Genomic DNA, 23,387 nt, shown 5'->3' with positions numbered 1-23,387 from the left:
GTAATAATTGAATATATTAAATGAGAGGTTGAAATAGATGACAACTTATCAAGTCATTGATTTAGAAAGTTTTCCAAGAAGAAACTATTATGATTATTTTATGGCGACAGACACAACGTTTGAAATGACAGTAAAAATTGATGTTACTCGAGCAGTTAAAAAATGCAAAGACGAATCTATAAGTTTTTATGCTTACTCTATTTTTAATTTGACTAAATCGGTTAACATGATTCCGAATTTGAGGTATGCACACATAGATAAGCAATTAGTAGAATGGCAAGAATTAGTGCCAACGTTTACGAACTTTAATCAAGAAACAGAGTTATTTTATAGTTTATGGTTGGAAGGATTAACAGATTATAAATCAGTTGACCGTGAGTACAAAAAGCTTATAAAAGATTATGCAAACACAAAAGACATCGCACCAATGGGAGTTGTTCCACCCAACGTGGTGAATATTTCATCAATTCCTTGGATGCATTTTGAACATTTTTCATCTCAAACAGGAGCTATCAAAAATAATTTAACACCAATGATTACCAGCGGGAAGTACGAAAAAGTTGGTTCACAATTACTAATGCCAGTGAATATTAAGGTTCATCATGCAACAGTAGATGGCTATCATGTGACGTTATTTTTTGAGATACTGCAACGTGAAATGAACAGTTAACTTTTAGGAGAAATAGGGAATAGACATTATGCTTTACACGGATAAGGTACTGAACATTTTTATACACTTCAACTAACGGGTGCTTTAGCAGAAGAATCGATATGATTTTTATAAAAGTAGCTGGGTTTTAATTTAGAAAGGGATTTTAATCGGAAGGAAAAAGGTATATAGAAAGGGAACTATTTGATATACCAGATTAAATAAAGGAGAGAAAGCTATGAGTAAATCATTTATTGAACAAGTACATTATATTAGAATTCCTGTAAAAGATTTAGAACTGTCTGCACAATGGTATAGAGATGTATTAGGGCTCCAGTTACTAAACATTACTGAGGAACTTGCGATTTTAAAAGTAAATGAAGGACCTTTCTTACTTATCTTAGTTCCTACCGAAGATGAAACATTTGCACATTTTACAATTGATAATGAACAAGAATTTAGCATTGGCTTTACAAGTCCAGAATTATCTAAATTTCATCAACACTTAATTGATAATCAAGTTAAGGTCGAGGATATAAAAGAAGATAATGGTCATGCCTTTTTCCACTTTTATGACCCAAATGGTAATAAACTTCAAGTACACTGGTAAGATTATAATAAATAAATTACCTTATTTCATTAAAAGGTGCTTTAACGGAATAAGAACGGGAACGTCCAAATCAGACGTTCCCATATTTTTTGCCTGAAAAACAACAATACTATTTAACAAAGCATATTTTTAAAGGAGATTGTGAAGGATTCTACTTCAACTAACGGTTGCTTTAGTGAAAGATGTTGGAGTGGAGAATTTGAAACAAATTGTGAAGCAGTTAGTCCAAACAGAGTTTGGCATCGGGGCAAGGGCGCATAATTTACTAAAACGGAAACAGGTGGAGAAAAACAATTTGTTTTTCTCCACCTGTTTAAATTTAGGGACTTATTAGATAGCATGATTTTCATTAGCTCAGGGGTTCGATTTATATTTGTTTATTCGTTTCGATCGTTTCGATAAATTTTTTGATTGTTGAAGTTAAGTAACTATCGGCTCTTCTTATAAAAACGGTTTTAATCTTACTATATTGATCTGGAAGTGTATGACATTGGATGAGTCCACTTTGTTCCATATGAATGACTGCTGACTTTGGAACGAATGTAACGCCGAGTCCCACGACAATACTACGCAAGATTGTTTCTAATGTACCGAATTCCATCACTTTTTGTGGTGTGATGTTTTGGTCTTTATACCAAGCTTCCAGACGTGCTCGGTATCCACAGCCTTCACTAAAGCATATTAACGGTTCCTCTTTTAACTCTTCTAGTGTGGAGGCGCGCATATCTGAAATTAAAACAAGCTCCTCTTGAAACACTTCATGCGATATAAGATCGGGATGAAAGTCTGACTCTGTAACGAACGCTCCGTCCAACTTATGATTTAATACTTCTTCTTCTAATGTTTCTGTGACGCCAGTAAATAACGATAAATCGACATTTTTATATTTTTTAATATAGGTAGATAATATTTTTGGTAAATGAATTACGGTTTCAACTGTTCCGATTTCTAATTTTCCAGACGGTTCATTTTTACTTTGAACGGCTTTTTTCATTTCATCTGTTAACAATAATATTTTTTTACTATATATTAATAGTTTTTTTCCTTCAGGTGTCAAACTCATACCACGACGATGTCGGTTAAACAAAGGGGTATTCAGTTCAGTTTCGAGCTTTTGAATTCTCGCTGTAATATTCGATTGCACGTAACTAAACTCTTTTGCCGCATTAGAGATGGTTCCTTTTTCCGCCACCATCTGAAAAATCTCTAAGTCCTTAAATTCCACTATTTTTCCACCCTTTAATGTTTTCATATTTATATCTATGATATCAGTAAAATTGATAATAATCATTATTATTATTCACTTTACAAGATACTCAAATAGATAGATGATGAAATATGTCAGTTTAGAAGGAGGTAGAAGGAATTGAGAAATAGTGTATTGTTAGGAACTATTTTATGTTTTATTGCTGCAGTTTCGTGGGGAGCGATGTTTCCTGTAGCGCATGCGGCTTTCAAACATATTAATCCTTTCTATTTTACAATCATTCGTTATGGATTTGTTACGATAATTTTAGTAGCGATGCTATTATGGAAAGAAGGAAAGCGTGCTTTTCGATTTGAAGGAAAAGGCCTCCGTTTATGGTTTTTCGGTACAATGGCATTTACTGTCTATAATCTATTCATCTTCTGGGGAGAAGATTTATTAGGTGAATCAGGAGTGATGGTAGCATCAATTATGGAGTCACTAATGCCGATGATTTCTATTGTGATTGTATGGACGATTTATAAAAAACGGCCCCATCTATTCACATTAGTTTGTGTGCTTGTGTCATTTATCGGTGCTGCGTTAGTAATCACAAAAGGTGATATTAAAGCATTTCTTGGTGCGACGGATCATTTAATACCTTCAATGCTCATATTAATTGCAGTTGTTGGATGGGTCATTTACACGATTGGTGGTAGTGAGTTTAGTGGTTGGTCAGCTTTACGGTATTCAACGTTAAGCTGTCTACTTGGAACAATCACAGCTGTTGTTATTACTGTAGGAGCAACGCTGTTTGGATATATATCCATCCCATCAGTAGATGGCATCAAAGAAGTAAGTCCGCATTTATTGTTTATGATTATATTCCCTGGCGTCATTGCTTTACTTGGTTGGAACATCGGAGTGAGTTTATTAACACCATTAAATGCACTGTTGTTCATTAACTTTGTTCCCGTTACAACACTCTTAATTTCGATTTTTCAAGGGAATCATGTAACGATGTTCGATTTTCTTGGTACTGTCCTAATCATCGTTTCACTTTTATTTAATAATATTTTTGTAAGGATGTTACAAAAGAAAGAATTATTTCAGCATGTTCAAGCAAATTTGAGTGAAAGTATATCCTAACCAAAAATGCGTCTTTTTCTATAATTATGTTCCTGCCGACAAAACATGGATACAATCAAGTAAATTTAAGACTAAAAAAGTCGATTTCTTTTCTTTTTAGGAAATCGACTTTTTAATTATTCTTCTTTAACTAAATTTCAATATTTAGTTTAAGTAAATTTCTTCACAACCACTTTTACACAGAGATCTAGTTAAGACGTCTTACTTCACAAAATGGCCCTTTAGTTGAACAAGATGCTGATTTTAAGGATATTAATTAAAGAAGGAAAAAAGAATTAATGTGTCGAAATAATATGGTATTAAGACTGGGAAATATCAAAAAAAATACATATTATCTTAAGTGGTTGTAGATTTTAGGAGGATTTTAGATGGAGCCTATTGTTCTATATATTATTTCGTTGTTAGTTCTCTATATAGTTATAGAAGCTGCTGTCAGAAAGGGTATTAATAATTCTGTTATTGGTCAGTTTCTTGAAAAGAAGCACGGATTTAAAGAAGATAAAAAGTCATTGCAGGAATTACTTGAAAATGATTTAGATAGAGATAAATAAAAAGGAATACTACAAACTTGATCTTTACTTTAAGAACGTTGAGCTCCTTAAATGGCTCTTTTTTCTTATATAACTAACGGTCAGTTTAGTTCAACAAGAAATAGCGGTGGTTCTCAAATCTTTTAAAATATAAAATTTTCCTAATGAAGAGACAATAAAGATGCAGTCCAATATCAGAGAGGTCGTATAAATCGTATTTAAGAGAGTGTCTCTCTTAAATACGATTATTTTGTTTTAGTGATGAAGATATTTATAGCTAATGTATTGTTCATATAAATAAGGATTTTAATTTTAAAGAAAACGATACTTTTCATATTGTCCATCGTCTATTCTTTGTAAGAAGGGGTTGAAAATGATGAAAGAGGATGTAGAACGCTTGTATATCGATAATAGTGATGCAGTTTATCGATTTATTTATTTTCTCGTACGTCATAAAGAAACAGCTGAAGATTTAACGCAAGAAACTTTTTATAAAGCTATAAAAAACATCAACAATTTTAACAACCAAGCTTCTGTCTTAACGTGGCTGTTGAAAATAGCACGAAATGTAGCTTATGACTACTTTAGAAGGAAAAGACTTATTAAGTTTTTCACATGGGGAAATGAAAATGATGTAGATTCTAAAAATCCATCACCAACAGTTCTAGCAGAAAAGAAAGAGGATTTATCTAGATTGTATGCCGCTTTAGGTAGAATGAAAAAGGACTATAGAGATGTAATAATACTTAGAAAAGTGAATGAGTGTTCCATTAAAGAAACTGCATATATATTAGGTTGGACTGAAGCAAAGGTGAAAACAAAAATGGCAAGGGGATTAGAAGCTTTAAAAAAAGAATATTATGGAAAGGAAGGTTTGATAGATGGATTCATCAAAAGAGCTTGATAAACTTTTCCAAGAAATGCAGCATGTCGACCGTTCCCATGAAGCACGTAGAAACAGTCTAATAAAAATTAATAATAAACTCAGCAAAAAGAAGCAACGTATAACACCAATTTTCATATCAATAGTTATGATAGTTGGTTGCTTTTTTCTAGTATTTTCGTTAATCAACCAAACTTTAAATAATAATGAAGCTGGCATTATTGGGAAAGAGAATAATAATAGTGTGAAAGCTATCCAAACTGTCATTGAAAAAGAATTCACAGCTCCTGATAAAGAGTATATTAAATTATGGGAAGAAGTGTCAAAAAAAGAACTAAAGGACCGTAATAAGTTGGCAACAAAGGAAAGAGATGCAGTATATCGGTATGCCGAAGAAAAGTATAAAGCGTATTTTACTGAAAATGGTTTTATAAATTTTTTAAATTCTACTTCAGCTTTCTTCTATCAAAGAGAAGATATAAATTATAAACTACATGTGGAGAATCTAAAAATTAATCAAGAAAAAGACCATCCGACTATATATCGATTTACATTTCGAGTAAAACTTGAAGAGGCAAATGGAGATGTTACATCTTATGATTTTAAAGGGGAAGCAATATGCCCGGAAGACGGAAAAATTGGTAAAATTATGTTTAGCGATGGCACAGGTGCTCTGTCATCTAAGTTAATGGAGATAGCTAATGGAAAATGAGGAAAAGAAGAAGCTTTTCATATTAAACTAACGGGTGGTTTAGTCGAAGATTCTTTAAATAGGCAGTCGGTGACTAATAGGAGTAAAGGGAGAGGTTAGTTTTATGAACTAGGAGCTTCTAAGTTTTTGAAAAGGTGTGATTTGATTGAGTAAGGATATAACACAAATAGAAATAATACTAGATGCTTTAGCGTGCTCCTGGTCAGTTATTTCAAGTTCAAAATGGAGTATAGATAATCCTGCAAGAGGTCAATGCGGTGTAACAGCATTAGTAGTAAATGACATATTGGGAGGAAGCATACGAAAAACAAATTTATCTGAAGGCTGGCATTTTTATAATGAAATTAATGGTAAACGTTATGATTTAACTGCTTCTCAATTTAAAGGTGATATAGAATATATGGATATTCCTTCAAATAGAGAAGAGGCTTATTCAGATACAAATCAAAAACAATACGATTATTTAAAGCAAAGTGTTTTAAATTATATGATGAAATAAAGAAAGCTGAAATAAAACAACTATCCCTTTACTTAATTGCGACAGAAGATGATAGTAAATATCAAAAGAAATATGCGACAGTATGGAGAAATATGATAAAGAAGTATTTTGTATACAGCATGCCAATTAAACTTAAATGAAATTAAAAAATCTAACCAGATATTTCTGGCTAGATCTTTTTTTGATTATTTCAGATTCTTGAATTTCCATTTTTTAGACTTGCTATCGTAGTAGGCGCCTTCAACTGTTTGTTTTTTGCCGTCTCCACTAACAATTACAAAATAATCTTTAAAACCATTTGTTATTTGTTTGTCGTTAACGTCTAGGAAAGAAATATTTTTAAGTTTTAGATTGTCTTTAATTTTATGTTTATTCTTCTCTTTTAATAATCCAGGTGGTACATGATAGTTTAGGTGTAATGTAAATTCACCACTATCTGCAAGGGTATCAAAGTTTTGAGCAGTGATTGTGAATGACCCAGTAACTAGATTAATCACTACGTCTTTATTGGCAGCATCAATTTTGCTTACTGCACCTTCAGTGAAACGAATATAAACATTTCCTGCGTCATGTAGTACTGAGCCGTCGACAGTAATTTTAGCTTTTGAAGTATCTACTTCATCTGGAGTAATAATCGCTTCTCCATTTTTAGGAGCTTCAACCGTAACTTCTATTGAAACTTTGTTGCTACCATAAGTTGCTGTGATAACTGTTTTTCCTGCTGATTTTGCAGTGATGATGCCTTTATCAACTGAAATCACTTTTGGATCGAAGCCACCATATGTAGCTTCCGCCGTTACGTCTTTCGTAGACTTAGAGCCATCATGTTTTGTAGTTGTTTCCGTTAAAATCACTTTACTAGTTTGACCTTTTTCTAATTCAAAAGCTGTTTGATTAGCTGAAAGTGTATAAGTGTCTGGTTGGTTGAATTCAACTTGAACAAGAACAGGGTCGTGGTCAGATGCACGGCCGTGAATGTCCATATAGTTAGCATTGATATGAATCATGTCTACAGCTGTTTTATCAGCCAGGTTGTTTGTTACTAAAATATGGTCTAATACTTGGTTGTTTCCTTGGTAGTAATAAGAGAAACGTTCACCAGCTGGTACTTTTTCAACCATATTCGTTAAGATTCCACCTTTAAGAGCTGCGAGTGTTGGTGTGAATTCGAAATCATTCATATCACCAGCAACAATTACTTTTAGGTCAGGATCTTTTGCTTGGCCCGCTTTAATAAAGTTATTTATCATCGTTGCAAGTTCAATACGTTCTGCTTCAGAGCCTAATAATGGCGGCTGGTTTTTACCGAATAACGGTTGGTCTCCACCTTTAGAATTTAAGTGTGCTCCAATAACAACCACTTTTTCTCCTTGGAAATCAAATTGAACTGCTAGCGGTTTACGTGTGTTTTCTTGTGGTAAGTCAAGAACACGACCTGGATTTAATGTTAAGTTTCCATTTTCATCCCATGCTACTTTTTCAGTAGAACCACCTTTTGTTCCTTCTGCAAGTGTTACCCGTTCAGGATTGTATAAGTAACCAACTCGGATATTCCCTCCAGGTTGTCCACCATCCTTATTATATTCAGGAGCAATATCAGTCCATTTATATGCAGGGCCACCTGCTGCCGTAATAGCTGCGATTAATCGTTCATAACTAGCGGATGCATCCGTGTTTCCTGATGCTGTTGGTCCGTCATTATCTTGCACTTCTACTAATGTAATAATGTCAGGAGATTTCATGTTCTCTACAAATGATTTGGCGATTTTTGCAACCTTATCATCTGGAGTATTTTCTATATTCGTTGAGAAGTTCTCCACATTATAAGAAGCTACAGTCAGCTTATCTTCTGAAGGTTTGATATCTGTTACTACAACTGGCTTTTCGACGCGAGTAATTGGTGGAAGAGATGATTCTTCAGACCATAATTTAAAGTTACCGAAACCAAAGCCCATTACTCCAACGATATTGCCAGTATAGTAGTCTCCTGATTTTGCATCGTACTTTTCGTTATCGATATCTACTGTAATTCTTTCAGGGTTATAGTCATTTGCAGAAATATTAATTCCGCCTAATACATTAAAAGTTGTATTTGCAGAATTGCCTGCCACTACGACAACTTCACCGTATTCTTGAGGTCCAACCACTTTTGCATTTGGTACTGCAAGACGCATTAATTCAACAGATTCCCAAAAGTCGATTCCATCTTCTTGTGGATCAAACGTGGTTAACCCATCGTTATCAATGTTTTCTGTTGGCGGAATAATATCTTGTCCGATTACTAAAGGAGCAGGTAATTCAGCTGTTCCAGATTTTGTAGTAGTAGTTGCACGAATACGTGTTATTGGTAAGTCGTTCGCTTTCATATCTGAATAGCCTTCGTAGTACCATTCTTCTACCGTTCCGGCAACAGTAACAAGGTCACCAACTTTAAGTCCATTGGAAGCCTTATTTACGATGATTGCCTCAGAAGTTGAGTTATTATTATCTGGATTCGTATCCTGGATTACAAAATTTGCTGAGTTATATAGATGCGTTACAACTCCAGTGATATTTTGTACAGTCGCCCCTTCGTAATCGGAGAAGTGACCTTGTCCTTGGATGTCACGGATTACAAGATTGTCTGATTTTAATACGTTATAAGTAAACGAGAATACTTCAGAAGTAGTATCGCTTACTGCAATTGCTTTAATAGTCGTATCTTTTGTTAATGTAATTGGTGCTGTGTATTCTGTGCTATTTGAAGTTGGTGTAGAACCATCTAATGTGTAATATATTGTCGCACCTTCTATTGGTGAGATTAGTTGAATGGCTGTGCCTTCTGCTACCGTTCCAGGTAAAATATCCGTGTACACTGCTGGTTTGTTTACTAAATCAAAGCTTTCTAAACCAAGTGTCTTCACTTGAAAGGTTGTATTGAATTTAGAGGCAATTCCAGATACATGAACTAAATCACCAACTTTATATTGCTTCAAAAATGTATCATAATCTAATCCGTTTCGATTGTCGTTACGAATAACGACAGATTCTCCATTTTCATGTGTTGCTGTAAATTCAAATGTTCCAAAGTCGTTTGACTTTACTAGATTAGTAATAGTTACATTGTTTAATTGAATTCTTTCGCCTTGAGTTTCTTCGTTTACTCCAGCTGGTGTAATATCTTGCGCTGATGGAAGTTCATTTCCAGAAGAAATTTTAGTAATTTTGGTCGGTTGAATCTGAAGCTCACCAATATAAGGGCTAACTTTTCCTTCCAATTCTACGATATCTCCAGGATTTACATCTGATGTAGAAGTAAATGCATAAATTCCTGCAGTTTCATCTTGGATGTAAAACGCTTTTCCACCCCAGAAACCAGTGCCTGTTGTGACAGTTCCGGTTACCTTAATTAATTTGTTCGGGTCCGTTACTGCACGAGCAGCAGCGATATTTTCCATAACTTCCGCTTCAGGTGAAGGAGGGGGAGTTTCACCTTCGGAAATAATAGTATATGCGGTTGCACTTCTTAAGCCTGGTACAGAGAAATAGGCTGAAAGAGTGCCAGTGATTGTTACTTCACCTTTAAATAGGTTAGGATTATCAACTAAATTTAATCCAGCTCGTACCGCTCCGGTTGGTAACTGAACTGGTAAAATTTTTGACGGATCTGTTTCATTAGGAGAGTCAGCTAGACCCACGTTGGTCGCTACTGTAAACGGTGGTTCTTGATCGTAAGAAGTACCTGAACTTGCGGTACCAACGAGGAATCCTTTTACCGTTGCCGTTCCAGTGTTGTTCGCAATAGCCTCTGTTACAGTAATAGGCTCAGCTGCTTGTACATTTGGAACAGTGATGAATGGTAAAAATAATGATAGAACTAATAAGAGAGATAGGGCTACCTTACTGAAAGCATTATTCCAAAAGCTTTCCTTTGACATCTACAATCCACTCCTCATAATTTGTTTGGTATTGCCCATCGATTATAGCAAAAGAAAATTACCGTTTTAATAAGATATTGTAAAATTTTTAAAATTAAAATAAAAACAGGTGAGAAGTAGCTAAGAGACTAATAGTTTCTATGAAAAATAGATTATAGTGGAGTGATTAGAAAGTTTTATACAAGTAGGGAAATAATGTTAAAGGCTAATGAGGGATAATAAAAACTACCCAGCCAGGATAGGATGACTGAGTAGTTTCTCTTTGCTATGTTTGTTAGGATGAACTAAATTTCATTGTATGGCTTTCTAATGGTTTTTGTAGCTTATTTTGTATAAAGAGTGCTGCTGTATTAAGTTTGTCTGAATCTATATTTGTTTGGATACCCATATTTGTAAGCATGTAATTTAGGTCGTCCGTTGCTAAGTTACCAGAAGCTCCTGGAGCATACGGACAACCACCTAAACCTCCAAGTGAACTATCAAATTTAGAAATACCCATTTCTAGAGACGCCAACACATTTGCCAAAGCAGTGCCACGAGTATTGTGAAAGTGCATAGCAATGCTATCACTTGGATAGCGTTTTAGTAACGTTTCTAATACATATTTAACTTGAAGAGGGGTGGCAATACCAATCGTGTCTCCTAACGATAATTCATTAATACCCATTTCAAAGAGGGAATCTGCCAATCTTGTTATTTGATCGATTTCTACATTACCTTCATAGGGACATCCAAAAACAGTTGAAATATACCCTCTAACGGTCTTCTGATTGGACAAGCTTTCTTTTACAACTTCTGATAATACAATTTCAGTTTCCGAGATAGTTTTATTAATATTTTTTTTGTTATGTGTTTCACTTGCGGAAATGAAAACAGAGATTTCATCGATTTCGTTCTCTATTGCTCTATTTAGACCCTTCATATTTGGTACAAGGGCAGCATAAGTCACTTCTGGAGATTTGCTGATTTGTTTCGCTACAGACTCTCCATCTGATAGAGAAGGAATCCACGAAGGATTTACAAAAGAAGTAACTTCTATATATTTAAGTCCGGTATCAGATAAAAGGTTTATCCATTCAATTTTATCTTTTGTTTGTATAAAGCTACTTTCATTTTGCAGGCCATCTCTTGGTCCTACTTCTCTAATGTGTACTTTTTTAGGATATCCTTGTTCTATCATATAGAAACTCCTTTCTCTTACATTCCAAATAGAGTCATCATAATCCAAGTCGATGCGTAGAAAATCATAAATTGTACACCAGCACCAATTCCAAGAATTCGATTTAAGAGACCGCCTACTGCTGCTACTGTGAATGTAAGTACAATACCAACAAGTTGCGCTTCATGGAATGCAAGTAGACAAGCAAGACCTATGAACATAGCAACAATTGCTTCTTGACTTACAAATTTCATAACTAGAACGGAAGCCTTTCTTGCATAGTTCATAGAGAAAGGGTAAGCGATCAAAGAGGCTACAATAAGACCGATTGCACCGTAAAGGAAAAACTCCCAAGATGTTAAATAGGTGTGTAGATTATTTATAGGATCTACTGAGAAAACTGGTGGAGCGTTAAATAATGGCGATCCAGGTCCTAATGCAACTGGACTTAAAGGAATTCCAAAAGCAATTAATGGAATAATTACTTCAGCAATGTATGTAGACTCTGTTACACCATTCATTACTGCCAAACTTGTAGTAGATTTTTTATACGTACCTTTTGTACGCGAACCGACAATTTCACCCATTAGAGATGTCATACCTACTGGGCTAAAAACGAAAGTAAGAGATGAAATAAAAGTAGTGATGGAAGTAAATATCTGTTGTCTTCCCGTTAAAATTTTAAGTGGATTAGGGAAGTAACCTTTCCATGACTTTGTTTCAGGAGCCAAATGATATTCTTTGGGATTATCTCTTTCTATTGTTTTTTTAGCACTTGAGGAAGTAGCAAAGAGAAGATCACAAAAAATAGGTCCTATTGCTATTCCTAAGAAGAAACTGATAGATAAATGCTTGTCCAATATACTAAAACTCATCAAATCTAAGCTTTTAATAAAGAAAGCGAATGGAATAATCATCAAAACACTAACCCATTTACCTTTAGAGAAAAAGGCGATTAAAATTGCCGCCAGTGTAAAAATGATTCCTGTGGATGACTTGAAAAAGTCAGCGAATTGTCCTAAAAATTGTCCTAAAAGTACAGCTGTCGGTAGTGCGATAAAAGCACCAATAATTCCACCAGAAATCATCTTTCTAAGAGCAATATGTGGCATACCCATTCTTCTTAAAGTAGTTGCATGGTCGATTAATGGTACCGCAGTAGTGTCTCCAGGAATACCCATTAATGCAGTTGGAACTGCATGTGTAAGGTGTTTTGCTAGAACTGCAGCCATGAAAAATGAAAATACAGCAGCTGGAGGTGCACCTAAAAGGATTACTAATAAAGTAAGTGGTACCATAATAGCTGTCTCATCCGTACCCGATATTAATCCGATTAAAGAGAATACGATTGCACCAATTAATGCAAATAAAATTGCTGTAACTAGTAAACTCATTTTTTCTGCTCACCTCCAAGTGCTCGAAAGCTATTCAAAACTCCTAATTCTTCTAATTCTTTTTTAGTAACAGGATCATTTTCGATGAGATTCAATTCTTCTATTGGATCTAATTGTAGATCCTCAAAAACTTGTTTCATACTCTCTGATGAGGTTTCCTCTTCGATTAATAATCTTTTTGGCTTAAAAATAATTGAGCATATAACAAGTGATATGACACTTCCAGAAATTCCAATAAGAAGGGAATAGGAAGCTACCATATTCTCACTAGCGAAAGAGGGGAGCAACCAAAGACCAATATTGTATCCTCCTAAACTAACACCTACACTTAACAAAATTGCTAGAAGTAATTGGTTAGGTAAAATAGTATCCCCAAGAATCTCTAAATATGTTTTAGTATTATTATTTTCGTTCAATTCAGTTGTGGATGTTTCGTGTTTATTTGACATCTTATTCACCTCTTTGAATTGCTTTTGTTATCTCTAAAATACGATCGTATCTAAGGTCTTTCTCTTTTATAGCTTGAGCTACGATTCTATCAATATCGGACTTTTCCGCACCTGCCATTACTGCTAAATTTCTAGCATGTAGAGACATGTGACCTCTTTGAATACCTTCAGCAGATAAGGCACGTAAAGCAGCAGCATTTTGTGCCAAACCTGCAGCGGCTATGCTGCCTGCAAGTTCTTCAGCTGAATTTACATCCATAATTTTTATGGCAGCCTGTGCTACTGGATGTGTTTTCGTAGCTCCTCCTACAATACCAACTGCCATAGGAAGTTCAATAGATCCAGATAAATTACCATCTGCATTTATTTCCCATTTAGTTAGTGATTTATAGTGACCTGATATAGATGCATATGCATGTGCGCCTGCTTCTACTGCTCGAGTATCATTTCCTGTTGCTAAAACCACTGCTGATATACCATTCATTATTCCTTTGTTATGGGTAGCTGCACGATATGGGTCAAAGTCTGCAAATTCGAAAGCGCTTACAATGTTTTCAACGATTTCCTTACCACCAAGTGCCTCAGTAGAGAATACAGCTCTAGCACGAACTAACCTGCGATCTGCCAAATTCGAAATTATTCTAAGTACCACTTTACCACCTGTAATTGTTTCGATAGTAGGTGAAACTGCCTCTGCCATAGTGTTAACCGCATTCGCGCCCATTGCATCTTTCGTATCAACAATTAGATGGATTACTAACATTATTTGAGAAGTAGTAGGAACAATATGTACTTCTAAATCTTTAGCTCCTCCACCTAAAGAGACTAAAGTAGGATCTTTTTCGTTACAATAATTTAAAATTTCCTCTTTATGCTCAAAAATCTTTGCTCTTGCAGCATAGGGATCCGCAACATGTAATACTTGAATTTGTCCACGCATAATTGTTCCGCTCATGGATGTGAAAAATCCTCCAAGATCATAAGCAGCTTTTGCTGCATTGCTAGCTGCAGCTACAACAGAAGGTTCTTCCGTTGCCATAGGAATAAACATATCTTTTCCATTAATTTTAAAGTTAGTTGCAATCCCTAGAGGGATTCCTATTTGTCCAATAACATTTTCAATCATTGAATCTGCTAAATCCATAGATAAAGCGTGGTCTCCAGAAAGATATTTTAATTGATTTTCTGTTAAATCTCGTCCCTTGGTAACAATATCAAATCTTTCTTTAGTTGATAGACGATAAAAACCTGGAACTCTTGAATTTGTCATTACATACACCCCTTGTATTTGTGTAATAGGATTCAACTTAGTTGAATCCTATTACACAAAAGTACATTAATAATTATTAATTGTAAATACTAAATTTAAATTTTATTCTGAAAATATTTATGGGATAACAAAAAATAATTATTAATGAGGATCTTGCGAATACAGGGGAACGAAAAGAAAGATACGAGTGTTTTCAATGGCGAGAATATGTTTAAAAAGATTATTATAGTGGATTCGTTTGAATGAATAATGTTAATACTTTCGCCTCGCTATTTTTATCTGCTGAAAGAAAGATATGAGGCACATTTCCTTCAAAATAAGCACTATCTCCTTGTTCTAAATAATGTAATTCGCCATCATAATAAAGATTAATAGATCCAGAAAGAATATAAATAAACTCATCTTCTATATGTGTAAAGGGTTCTACATATTCTGCTTCTGGTAGGACGGTGACAATTACTGGTTCTACTTTGCTAAAACGAGAACGATTTGCAAGAGCTTCGTAAGTATAGCCTATTTCTTTATTTCCGACCTTTACTGTCTTCTCATTACTTTTTACGATAGATAATTTATTGTGGAGATTTGATTCTAAAAACCATGATAAGGGTGTGTCTAACTCCTGAGCTATTTTTGAAAGTGTTGCTACAGCAGGGGCAGCTTGTCCATTTTCTATTTTTGAAATATGACTCTTAGTCAAACTACATCTCTCAGCTAGTTCCTGTTGAGTGAATGACTTACTTAATCTAGCCTCTTTAACTTTTTTTCCAATATTGTGTTGAAGATAAATTGTACTCTCCTCCTAGATAATGCTCTCCATTAATAATCAGTCCATTTAATAAACAAAGTATAATACATGTACTCATATAATCGACTTTGTGTTTTAATCATACGCGTCATTTATTATAGGTAAAGTGGTTTAAATCGTAGCGGCAGAAATTATATGAATAAATTTTAAGGAACTTTCATTCGTCTCTTCTTGAATAACCCAGTTAATGGACAGAAGTTGCTTTAAGGAAGCTAGCTGTTGTTCATCCATTTGTAATTGTTTTATTCCGTTCTCTAGTAATTGGTAATCTCTCTCCGCAATTTTATTGAACTTTAATTTCAATAGGTTTATAAGGCCGTTTCTTGTTACGAACTTAACAGTATAACCATCATGAAGGATGGAAGCAAACTTCGTTTTATCTTCTTCATATAAGGAGATTAACGAAGTGATTTCAGTGTTTCTATCAAATAAGTGAGTCTCTTTTTCCTCAAGTTTTTGTAGTATTTCATCATTGGAAATGCCTTTATTACGAATTGTCTCAAGTAAAATAGCATCCATCATTGAAAGTTTATTGTTTTTCATTTTAAGCCCCCTAATAGCTTTTATCCTATATTACCAAAATTATATACATGCAAGAAGGGAATTTCATAGTTGAAAACAAAATATTTGTTAGAGCGTTTTTATAGAATTATCAGAATATGGTAGAATATGTACAGACATATAAATCGGAGGAACCTATGAAATTAAAAATTCTACATACAAATGATGTTCACAGCAACTTTGAAAATTTTGCTAAAGTAGTAACGCTTATTAATGAGTATAAAGATGAAAACACGTTATTATTGGATGCTGGAGACTTTGCCGACTTTAAAAGTATCGAGTTGCAAGGCACAAGAGGATTAGCTGCTATTGAATTATTAGAAGCAGTAGGCTACGATGCGCTTACGATAGGTAATAACGAAATGTTTAATGGGGTGGATACACTTGAGTATATGGCGAGTAATAGTTCTTTCCCTTTTATAAGCAATAATTTATTTAAAAAAGATAAAAGTATTATAAATGGTGTTTATAAAAGTATCATCATAGAGAAAAGTGGTGTACGAATTCTATTAACTGGGTCTTCTCCTAATATGGGAGAATTTAATGATGGTCTTGGTATTTACATGACCGAATATAAAGAAGCGATACATAATGAGATAAAAAACTATGAAGGAAAATTTGATATTTGTATTCTCCTAAGTCATATTGGCACATTTGCGGATGAACCACTTGCATTGGAAATACCGGAAATTGATATTATTATTTCTGCCCATGACCATAAACTTTTCCCTCAAGCTAAAGTTATAAACAATATTATTATGAACAGTGCTGGGAACTATGGCGAACATTTAGGAATACTAGAACTAGAAATCAATGAAGGTAAGGTGACACTACTTCACTCTGCTACCATTTCTTCAATAGATGTGGAAAAGAATGAAGGAGTGCTTTCTATATTAAAATTGAATAAAGAAAAAGCAATTGAAGTATTGAGTCAGCCTCTTTATCCATTAGAAAAAGCTTTATGGCATGATGTTGTGGAAGAAAACCCTTTAACTAATTTAATAGCAGATGGGCTAAAGGATATGCTACATTGTGACATTGGTTTAATCAATAGTGGTATTTGTAACGCTGGAATATTCCATAAAATGACGAATAAGAAACTGATCGAAGTATGCCCGTCTCCATTAAATCCAACTTCTTTTGAAATACAAGGGAAATATATTAAAGAGGCTTTGGAACAATCACTTGATGTTCAAGCTTGCTTAGCGGATGGACGTGGACCTGGTTTTAGAGGGAGATTTGTAGGGCGATTACATATAGCAGGAGCTGAAATTGAATATAAAGAAGGAAAGATTGATACAGTTTTTGTAAATAACAGACCACTTGAAGATGAAACCTGGTACACAGTGGCTAGCTCAGATTATTTACAAAGAGGTTCTGGATATCCTTGTCTTGTAAACAATCGAAACGAAAAATATCGGCCCGAGGAAATAAAAGATGTCATTCGTGTTTATGCAGATCAGAGTGGTTTTATTGAAAAAGCATACAAGAACAGATGGAAGGACTTATCAAAAGAAAGGGTATTCCAATGAAAATAAGAGAAAGAGGAATTGTAATTGGTCGTCTTCCAGTAGGAGAAAAAAATTGTATTACAGATGTTAAAGGTGTAAAAGTGGGTCATGTAACACTTGATATTCCTTTAGGTGAAGGGGAGCATGCTTGCACTGGAGTGACAGCAATACTGCCGCACGAAAAAAATTTATTTAAACAAAAAGTGGTAGGAGCTAGTTATGTATTAAATGGATTTGGAAAAACAACAGGTCTTGTACAAGTAGATGAATTAGGACTTATTGAATCACCTATTATGTTAACCAATACGTTTGCTGTACCAGCAGTTACCCAAGGAACATTGGAACATATGCTAGAGGGCAATCCGGAAATAGGGGATACTACCGGAACGATTAATATCGTTGTGGGGGAGTGCAATGATAGTAGATTAAACTCCATTCGCAAATTACCGATTCAGCCGAAGCACGCAGTAGAGTGTATTAAAAAAGCTTCATCAAATGTCTCTCTAGAAGGTGCTGTTGGGGCAGGAAAAGGCATGATATGCTTTGGCTATAAAGGTGGAATAGGTTCTTCTTCTCGACTTGTAAAAGAAGAAAATAGCAACTTAACCTATACACTTGGTTGTATCGTTCTAAGTAATTTTGGGAGTAAGGATGATTTTCAAAGTGACAACTATAAAGTTGTAAAACAGAAAGAAATTACCGATTTTCTTAAACCAGCTGATGGATCGATTATGATTGTTCTGGCTACAGATGCTCCGCTGAGTAGTAGACAGTTAAAGCGATTGGCGAAAAGATGTGGTATCGGGCTTGGTAGAACAGGTAGTCATTTTAGTAATGGAAGCGGGGATATTGTTATTGCTTTTTCTACCGCACATAAGATTCCTCATTTTTCATCAGAAAATATGGAAACAAGAGAGCAATTGAGAGATGATCAACCTATAATGAATAGTCTTTTTCAAGGTGCAGCGGAAGTTACAGAAGAGGCAATATTAAATTCTTTGTCACAGGCTGAAACAACTGCTGGGCGTATGGGGAATACCGCATATGCTTTTCCTTTTGATTAAGTTTAAGAAAACAATCTTGTAATTTTTAAGTCCTATGGTAAGATTTAAATGCAATTAATAACTAAATAAATGACTGCTAGGGGAGCCTTTGTTAGGCTGAGACACATCATTGATGTAAACCCTTTGAACCTGATCTAGTTAATACTAGCGGAGGGAAGCAGCTGGGACCCCTACTGTCGTATGTTTGGTTAATTATGTAGAAAACAGCCGCTTTCCGTTTATGGAGAGCGGTTTTTTGTTTTCAAAAATAATTGATGGAGGGAAGAAGGATGACGCAAATACTGGAACTACAAATTTCTAAAGTAGTAGATGAACAGAAAGAGCAGCTTTTACAAATACTTGCGGATTTAATTGGTTTTCAGACCGTTAGTCCGCCAGCGAGAAATACGGTGGATGCACAAATGTATATTGCTCGCTTTTTAGAGGAACAAGGATTCCAGACTGATAGCTGGGAGGTTTATCCGAACGATCCTAATGTAGTAGCCACCAAAAAAGGAAGCGATGACCAAAATTTTAATAGCTTAATTATTAACGGTCATATTGATGTTGCAGAAGTGGGTGATATCAGTGAGTGGACGGTGCCAGTATTTAATCTTACAAATAAAGACGGAAATGTTTATGGCAGGGGAACTTCGGACATGAAGGGTGCGATAGCTGCAACATTATTTGTCACTAAACTATTAAAAGAGATGGATATTAATCTAAAAGGGAGCTTACAAATACAATCTGTTATTGGGGAAGAAGCAGGAGAGGCTGGTACTCTTTCGTGTGTTGAAAAGGGCTATACAGCTGATTTTGCACTAGTAGTAGATGGAAGCAATCGTCAAATCCATGGACAAGGTGGCGTAATAACTGGATGGATAACAATAAAAAGCAAAGAGGTTTTCCATGATGCGATGAGGATGAAAATGCTTCATGCAGGAGGTCTAGTTAAGGGTGCTAGCGCAATTGAAAAAATGATGAAAGTAGTTGTTGGTCTTCAGGAGCTTGAACGTCATTGGGCAGTAACGAAAGAATATCCAGGGTTTTCACCTGGAACCACTACCATTAATCCTGCGGTTATTGAGGGAGGGAGACACGCTGCTTTTGTGGCCGATGAATGTCGACTATGGATCACCGTTCATTTTTATCCAAATGAAACGTATCAATCAGTAGTACAAGAAATAGAAGAGCATTTAAATAATGTCGCAATGGCGGATCCTTGGTTACGAGAAAATCCACTACAATATCGTTGGGGTGGCAAATCGATGATAGAAGAACGTGGCGAAATATTTCCCGCATTAAAAATGAACGCTGAACATTCAGCAGTTCAATTGCTTGGGCAATGCCATGAAGAGATAGAGAAAGTGCCGGTCGAAATTGGAATGTCTAAATCTGTGACGGATGCAGGATGGTTAGGTGAAGCAGGTATTCCCACTGTTATATATGGACCAGGTAAATTGGAAGAAGCGCATTCTGTAGATGAAAAATTAAATGTAGAGGAGTTACTAACATTTACAAAAACACTCTTATTATTTATTTATCGATGGTGTAATACAAAAAAATAATTATTACCGGAGGGCAATTTTATGATATTTACAAAGAAATTTAGTGACCGATTATTTGAGAACGCTAAACCTATTTGGGAAAAAAATCATCAGCATCCTTTTGTACAAGAGTTGGGAAAAGGAACATTGTCTGAAGAGAAATTTATTCATTATATGAAACAAGATTACGTCTATTTACTCGACTATTCTAAATTGTTTGCGGTAGGAGTTCAAAAATCACTTGATTTAGAGATGATGTCAAACTTTTCTAAAACTCTTCATGACACCCTGCATTTTGAGATGGATTTACATCGTGCGTTTGCGGCAGAGTTTGGTATTACTCCGGAAGAACTGGAATCTACGAAACCTGCACCTACCAATTTAGCTTATACGCGTTATATGTTAAATGTTTCTCAAAATGGCTCGCTAGTAGAATTAGTTTCCTGTTTACTTCCATGTGCTTGGGATTACTGGGAAATAGGGAAACTATTGCGCAAACAGTATGGGGACACTCTGTCCGTCAACAAGTATGCAAAATGGATAGAAACGTATGATTCAGAGGAATTTGCAGAAGGTGCCAAGTGGTTAATACAGTTGATGGATCAGTTAACAGAAGGGAAACCGGAAAGAGAACTGGCTCGCATAGAAGAACATTTTCAAATGACCTCTAAGTTTGAGTATTTATTTTGGGAGATGAATTATCAATTAGAAAAGTGGCCGATTTAAAGGAGAAGCAGGGAAAAATGAACAAAACTAGGAAACTAACATTAACATCACTAATTATCGCTATAACGACGATATCAAGCCATCTCATATTTATACCAGTAGGTTTTGCAAAAATCTTTCCAATCCAACATTTTGCAAATGTACTCTTATCGGTTTTACTAGGACCATGGTACGCGCTTGCAGGTGCATTAATTGTATCCACTCTACGAAATTTGTTAGGAACAGGATCTATTTTTGCGTATCCTGGGAGTGTTTTTGGGGCGCTATTAGCAGGTCTTTTATACATGAAAACGAAAAATATTGGATCAGCATTATTAGGAGAGGTAATTGGCACAGGTATTATCGGCGCTGTTGCTACTTATCCAATAGGAGTTCTTTTATTTGGAAAAGAGCTAACATTATTTGGTTTCGTTCCAGCTTTTATGTTTAGTTCGTTTACAGGTGCATTACTAGCGTTTGGTTTATTGAAGGTGATGATGAAAAACAGAGTTATGGAGGGATTGATAAATGAAAACAGCGCTAACAATAGCCGGTTCTGATTCGGGTGGAGGTGCAGGTATTCAAGCGGATATTAAAGCTTTTTCTGCAAATGGAGTATTTGGCATGTCCACTATTACCGCAATTACAGCTCAAAATACTAATGAGGTTCGTTCTGTTCAGTATGTTGATTTGAAAATGATCCAAGAACAAATAGAGTCGGTTTTTGATGATATCCAAGTGGACGCAGTGAAAATCGGTATGCTTGGGAATGCACAAATTACTCAAGTTGTAGCAAATACCTTAAAGAAATATTCCCCTAAATTTATTGTTGTTGATCCAGTAATGGTCTCGAAAGGTGGGCACTATCTATTAGAACAATCTGCTGTAGAAGCTTTAAAAAGAGAAATATTTCCCCTAGCGTCTATTTTGACACCGAACATTCCAGAAGCAGAAGTATTAATAGGGTCAACATTGCATTCGGAAGATGAGATGTATTTAGCGTGTGAACAAATTAGAAGTATGGGAGTTACAGCTGTTTTATTAAAAGGAGGTCATTTGAGTGGTCCATCAAACGATCTTTTTTACGACGGTAAGGATTTTCATTGGTTAAAAGCGGATAGAATTGAGACGAAAAACACCCATGGAACTGGATGTACATTATCATCAGCGATTACTGCAAATCTCGCCAAAGGGTCAACCTTATTAGAAGCGGTTACCTTAGCCAAATGTTATATAACTACAGCGATAACACATAGTTTTCCATTAGGTTCTGGTCATGGGCCAACAAATCACTTTTATGATCTTTACAAAAAATCAAATATGATAGCTCGGTGAGGGGGGAATTGAAAATGATTAAAAGTGTAGTAAGCAATCTTTTTTCCCGCTTAAGAGAAAAAAATCCACTCGTACACCATATTACAAATATCGTAACTGTAAACGATTGTGCAAATGTGACGCTTGCTATAGGTGCTTCTCCTGTAATGGCAAACAGTGTAGAAGAGGTAGAGGAAATGGTTCAGTTAGCTAATGCACTAGTGATTAATATAGGAACAATACAGGCTGAGATATTTACAGCTATGATTTTAGCCGGAAAAGTAGCAAACGAGAAAGGGATTCCAGTCATTTTTGATCCAGTTGGTGTTGGAGCAACCGCTTATCGAAGAAGATTAGCAAAAGAACTAATACAAAAAGTAAAAATAAGTGTTATTAGAGGAAATGCGAGTGAGATGTACTCTCTCATTAGAGAAAATGGAAGAACTAGAGGTGTAGATTCTACTGATATTTCTTTAGATAGAAAAATACTTGCCGAAAAAGTAGCGAATTTATTTTCTTGCATAGCAGTAATAAGTGGTGAAACAGATATAGTATCCAATGGCTTAGAAACGGTGCAAATTACAAACGGGGACCACTGGTTAACCAAAGTGACTGGTACTGGATGCATGACTACTTCTTTAATAGCATCTTTCACTGGAACGACAGCCGACTATTTTTCGGCAAGCATAGCTGGCATGTCTGTAATGAGTTTAGCTGGGGAGAGAGCGAAAAAGAGTATGTCTGAGGAAGATGGGATTGGTCATTTTAAAGCTCAATTGATGGATGAAATTTTTCATATGAATGAAGAAGTATGGGGAAAAGAGGTTTCTATAATTGAAACATAATATGACATTATATTTAGTGACAGAAGAATCGATTTCTATAGATTCATTGCTAACAGTTGTGGAACAGGCTATTAAAGGTGGGGTAACAATTGTTCAACTCCGGGAAAAAAATAGCTCTAGAAGAGACTTTTATGAAAAAGCAAAGGCATTAAAGAGATTACTAGATTATTATCAAATACCCCTTATCATTAATGACCGTATAGATATAGCAATTGCAGTGAAAGCGGCTGGGGTCCATGTAGGTCAGACAGACTTACCGATTTGGATAGTGAAAGAAATTGTACCTTCTTCGTTTATAATTGGAGTTTCCGTGGCAACGCTCGAAGAAGCAAAAAATGCTGAGCTTGAAGGCGCTAATTATATAGGCGTCGGCTCTGCTTTTCCTACTGGTACAAAAAGTGATGCAAAGCTTTTAAGTAAGGGTATCCTAGAAGAAATAACGAAAACTGTTTCCATTCCTGTAGTTGCAATAGGGGGTATAACACTTGAAAATGTATCCTCGTTGCAAGATAGAGGAATTGCTGGAGTCGCTGTAGTTTCAGCGATAATGAAAGCGGCGGATCCCTTTTATGCTGCTCAGCAGTTTAGGCTGAAACTAAAATAAGAATCTCCATTGAAGTTAAGTAGATCAGGTTTCGTTGAGAAACAA

General features: G+C 35.3%; 23 protein-coding genes and 1 riboswitch. Of the genes, 15 read left to right on the top strand and 8 right to left on the bottom strand.

The features are described 5' to 3' along the window. The first annotated feature begins 37 nt into the window (after positions 1 to 37). Together P2Q73_RS14260 and P2Q73_RS14255 are read left to right on the top strand one after the other, a co-directional pair. Complete coding sequence (locus P2Q73_RS14260) at positions 38 to 670, top strand: CatA-like O-acetyltransferase (RefSeq protein WP_082460757.1); 633 nt, start codon at positions 38 to 40, stop codon at positions 668 to 670. Between the two features lie 217 nt (positions 671 to 887). Further along, a complete protein-coding gene (locus P2Q73_RS14255; protein WP_043931838.1) occupies positions 888 to 1,259 on the top strand; it encodes a VOC family protein in 372 nt (123 codons plus the stop codon). 367 nt (positions 1,260 to 1,626) lie between these two features. On the opposite strand, the gene P2Q73_RS14250 is transcribed toward P2Q73_RS14255, so the two are convergent. Beyond that, complete coding sequence (locus P2Q73_RS14250; RefSeq protein WP_275788890.1) at positions 1,627 to 2,484, bottom strand: LysR family transcriptional regulator; 858 nt, start codon at positions 2,482 to 2,484, stop codon at positions 1,627 to 1,629. A 141-nt stretch (positions 2,485 to 2,625) separates the two neighbouring features. On the opposite strand from P2Q73_RS14250, the gene P2Q73_RS14245 reads away from it, so the two are divergent. From P2Q73_RS14245 to P2Q73_RS14225, 5 genes are all read left to right on the top strand, one after another. Continuing rightward, on the top strand, positions 2,626 to 3,594 hold the full coding sequence (locus P2Q73_RS14245; protein ID WP_275788375.1) for a DMT family transporter: 969 nt from the start codon (positions 2,626 to 2,628) through the stop codon (positions 3,592 to 3,594). A 368-nt stretch (positions 3,595 to 3,962) separates the two neighbouring features. Beyond that, on the top strand, positions 3,963 to 4,145 hold the full coding sequence (locus P2Q73_RS14240; protein WP_275788372.1) for a hypothetical protein: 183 nt from the start codon (positions 3,963 to 3,965) through the stop codon (positions 4,143 to 4,145). Between the two features lie 352 nt (positions 4,146 to 4,497). After that, a complete protein-coding gene (locus P2Q73_RS14235) occupies positions 4,498 to 5,028 on the top strand; it encodes an RNA polymerase sigma factor (RefSeq protein ID WP_275788370.1) in 531 nt (176 codons plus the stop codon). Beyond that, complete coding sequence (locus P2Q73_RS14230) at positions 5,006 to 5,719, top strand: hypothetical protein (RefSeq protein ID WP_275788367.1); 714 nt, start codon at positions 5,006 to 5,008, stop codon at positions 5,717 to 5,719. Before P2Q73_RS14235 ends, P2Q73_RS14230 begins: the two co-directional genes overlap by 23 nt. Before the next feature lie 145 nt (positions 5,720 to 5,864). Beyond that, positions 5,865 to 6,218, top strand: a complete 354-nt coding sequence (locus P2Q73_RS14225) for a YunG family protein (RefSeq protein ID WP_275788364.1) — start codon at positions 5,865 to 5,867, stop codon at positions 6,216 to 6,218. A gap of 185 nt (positions 6,219 to 6,403) precedes the next feature. On the opposite strand, the gene P2Q73_RS14220 is transcribed toward P2Q73_RS14225, so the two are convergent. The 7 genes from P2Q73_RS14220 to P2Q73_RS14190 form a co-directional block, all read right to left on the bottom strand. Beyond that, the gene (locus tag P2Q73_RS14220; RefSeq protein ID WP_275788362.1) at positions 6,404 to 10,135 is read right to left on the bottom strand and encodes a DUF6359 domain-containing protein; all 3,732 of its coding nucleotides are present in this window, start codon (positions 10,133 to 10,135) and stop codon (positions 6,404 to 6,406) included. 274 nt (positions 10,136 to 10,409) lie between these two features. Continuing rightward, positions 10,410 to 11,315, bottom strand: coding sequence for a hydroxymethylglutaryl-CoA lyase (locus P2Q73_RS14215; protein ID WP_275788359.1), 906 nt, complete (start codon positions 11,313 to 11,315; stop codon positions 10,410 to 10,412). A gap of 17 nt (positions 11,316 to 11,332) precedes the next feature. Then, entirely contained in the window at positions 11,333 to 12,688 is a 1,356-nt protein-coding gene (locus P2Q73_RS14210; protein WP_053590687.1) for a tripartite tricarboxylate transporter permease, read from the bottom strand. After that, a complete protein-coding gene (locus tag P2Q73_RS14205) occupies positions 12,685 to 13,137 on the bottom strand; it encodes a hypothetical protein (RefSeq protein ID WP_056828464.1) in 453 nt (150 codons plus the stop codon). The genes P2Q73_RS14210 and P2Q73_RS14205 overlap by 4 nt, the downstream gene beginning before the upstream one ends. A gap of 1 nt (position 13,138) precedes the next feature. Then, on the bottom strand, positions 13,139 to 14,407 hold the full coding sequence (locus P2Q73_RS14200; protein WP_275788353.1) for a hydroxymethylglutaryl-CoA reductase, degradative: 1,269 nt from the start codon (positions 14,405 to 14,407) through the stop codon (positions 13,139 to 13,141). Between the two features lie 223 nt (positions 14,408 to 14,630). Next, positions 14,631 to 15,176, bottom strand: coding sequence for a helix-turn-helix domain-containing protein (locus P2Q73_RS14195; RefSeq protein WP_275788887.1), 546 nt, complete (start codon positions 15,174 to 15,176; stop codon positions 14,631 to 14,633). Positions 15,177 to 15,323: 147 nt separating this feature from the next. Next, positions 15,324 to 15,755, bottom strand: coding sequence for a hypothetical protein (locus tag P2Q73_RS14190; RefSeq protein ID WP_275788350.1), 432 nt, complete (start codon positions 15,753 to 15,755; stop codon positions 15,324 to 15,326). Between the two features lie 155 nt (positions 15,756 to 15,910). Here P2Q73_RS14190 and P2Q73_RS14185 point away from each other — a divergent pair, with 155 nt between their 5' ends. From P2Q73_RS14185 to thiE, 8 genes are all read left to right on the top strand, one after another. Next, complete coding sequence (locus P2Q73_RS14185; RefSeq protein WP_275788348.1) at positions 15,911 to 17,305, top strand: bifunctional metallophosphatase/5'-nucleotidase; 1,395 nt, start codon at positions 15,911 to 15,913, stop codon at positions 17,303 to 17,305. Then, positions 17,302 to 18,348 carry a P1 family peptidase gene (locus P2Q73_RS14180; RefSeq protein ID WP_275788345.1) on the top strand — a complete coding sequence of 349 codons (1,047 nt, stop codon included), beginning with the start codon at positions 17,302 to 17,304 and terminating at the stop codon, positions 18,346 to 18,348. Before P2Q73_RS14185 ends, P2Q73_RS14180 begins: the two co-directional genes overlap by 4 nt. Before the next feature lie 68 nt (positions 18,349 to 18,416). Further along, positions 18,417 to 18,521, top strand: a riboswitch (TPP riboswitch). Positions 18,522 to 18,617: 96 nt separating this feature from the next. Then, positions 18,618 to 19,895, top strand: coding sequence for an acetylornithine deacetylase (locus P2Q73_RS14175; RefSeq protein ID WP_275788342.1), 1,278 nt, complete (start codon positions 18,618 to 18,620; stop codon positions 19,893 to 19,895). Between the two features lie 21 nt (positions 19,896 to 19,916). After that, on the top strand, positions 19,917 to 20,600 hold the full coding sequence (gene tenA / locus P2Q73_RS14170; RefSeq protein ID WP_275788339.1) for a thiaminase II: 684 nt from the start codon (positions 19,917 to 19,919) through the stop codon (positions 20,598 to 20,600). A 17-nt stretch (positions 20,601 to 20,617) separates the two neighbouring features. Beyond that, positions 20,618 to 21,139, top strand: a complete 522-nt coding sequence (gene thiW, locus P2Q73_RS14165) for an energy coupling factor transporter S component ThiW (protein WP_275788336.1) — start codon at positions 20,618 to 20,620, stop codon at positions 21,137 to 21,139. Continuing rightward, entirely contained in the window at positions 21,108 to 21,914 is an 807-nt protein-coding gene (gene thiD / locus P2Q73_RS14160) for a bifunctional hydroxymethylpyrimidine kinase/phosphomethylpyrimidine kinase (protein WP_275788334.1), read from the top strand. The genes thiW and thiD overlap by 32 nt, the downstream gene beginning before the upstream one ends. Positions 21,915 to 21,928: 14 nt before the next feature. Continuing rightward, complete coding sequence (gene thiM / locus P2Q73_RS14155) at positions 21,929 to 22,738, top strand: hydroxyethylthiazole kinase (protein WP_275788331.1); 810 nt, start codon at positions 21,929 to 21,931, stop codon at positions 22,736 to 22,738. Next, positions 22,728 to 23,342 carry a thiamine phosphate synthase gene (gene thiE, locus P2Q73_RS14150; RefSeq protein WP_082460751.1) on the top strand — a complete coding sequence of 205 codons (615 nt, stop codon included), beginning with the start codon at positions 22,728 to 22,730 and terminating at the stop codon, positions 23,340 to 23,342. Before thiM ends, thiE begins: the two co-directional genes overlap by 11 nt. Positions 23,343 to 23,387 lie beyond the last annotated feature (45 nt).

This window comes from Bacillus sp. Cr_A10, from assembly GCF_029222665.1.
GTDB lineage: Bacteria > Bacillota > Bacilli > Bacillales_A > Planococcaceae > Psychrobacillus.
The sequence above is the reverse complement of the archived record's forward strand: the minus strand, read 5'-3'. Positions and strand labels throughout refer to the sequence as shown.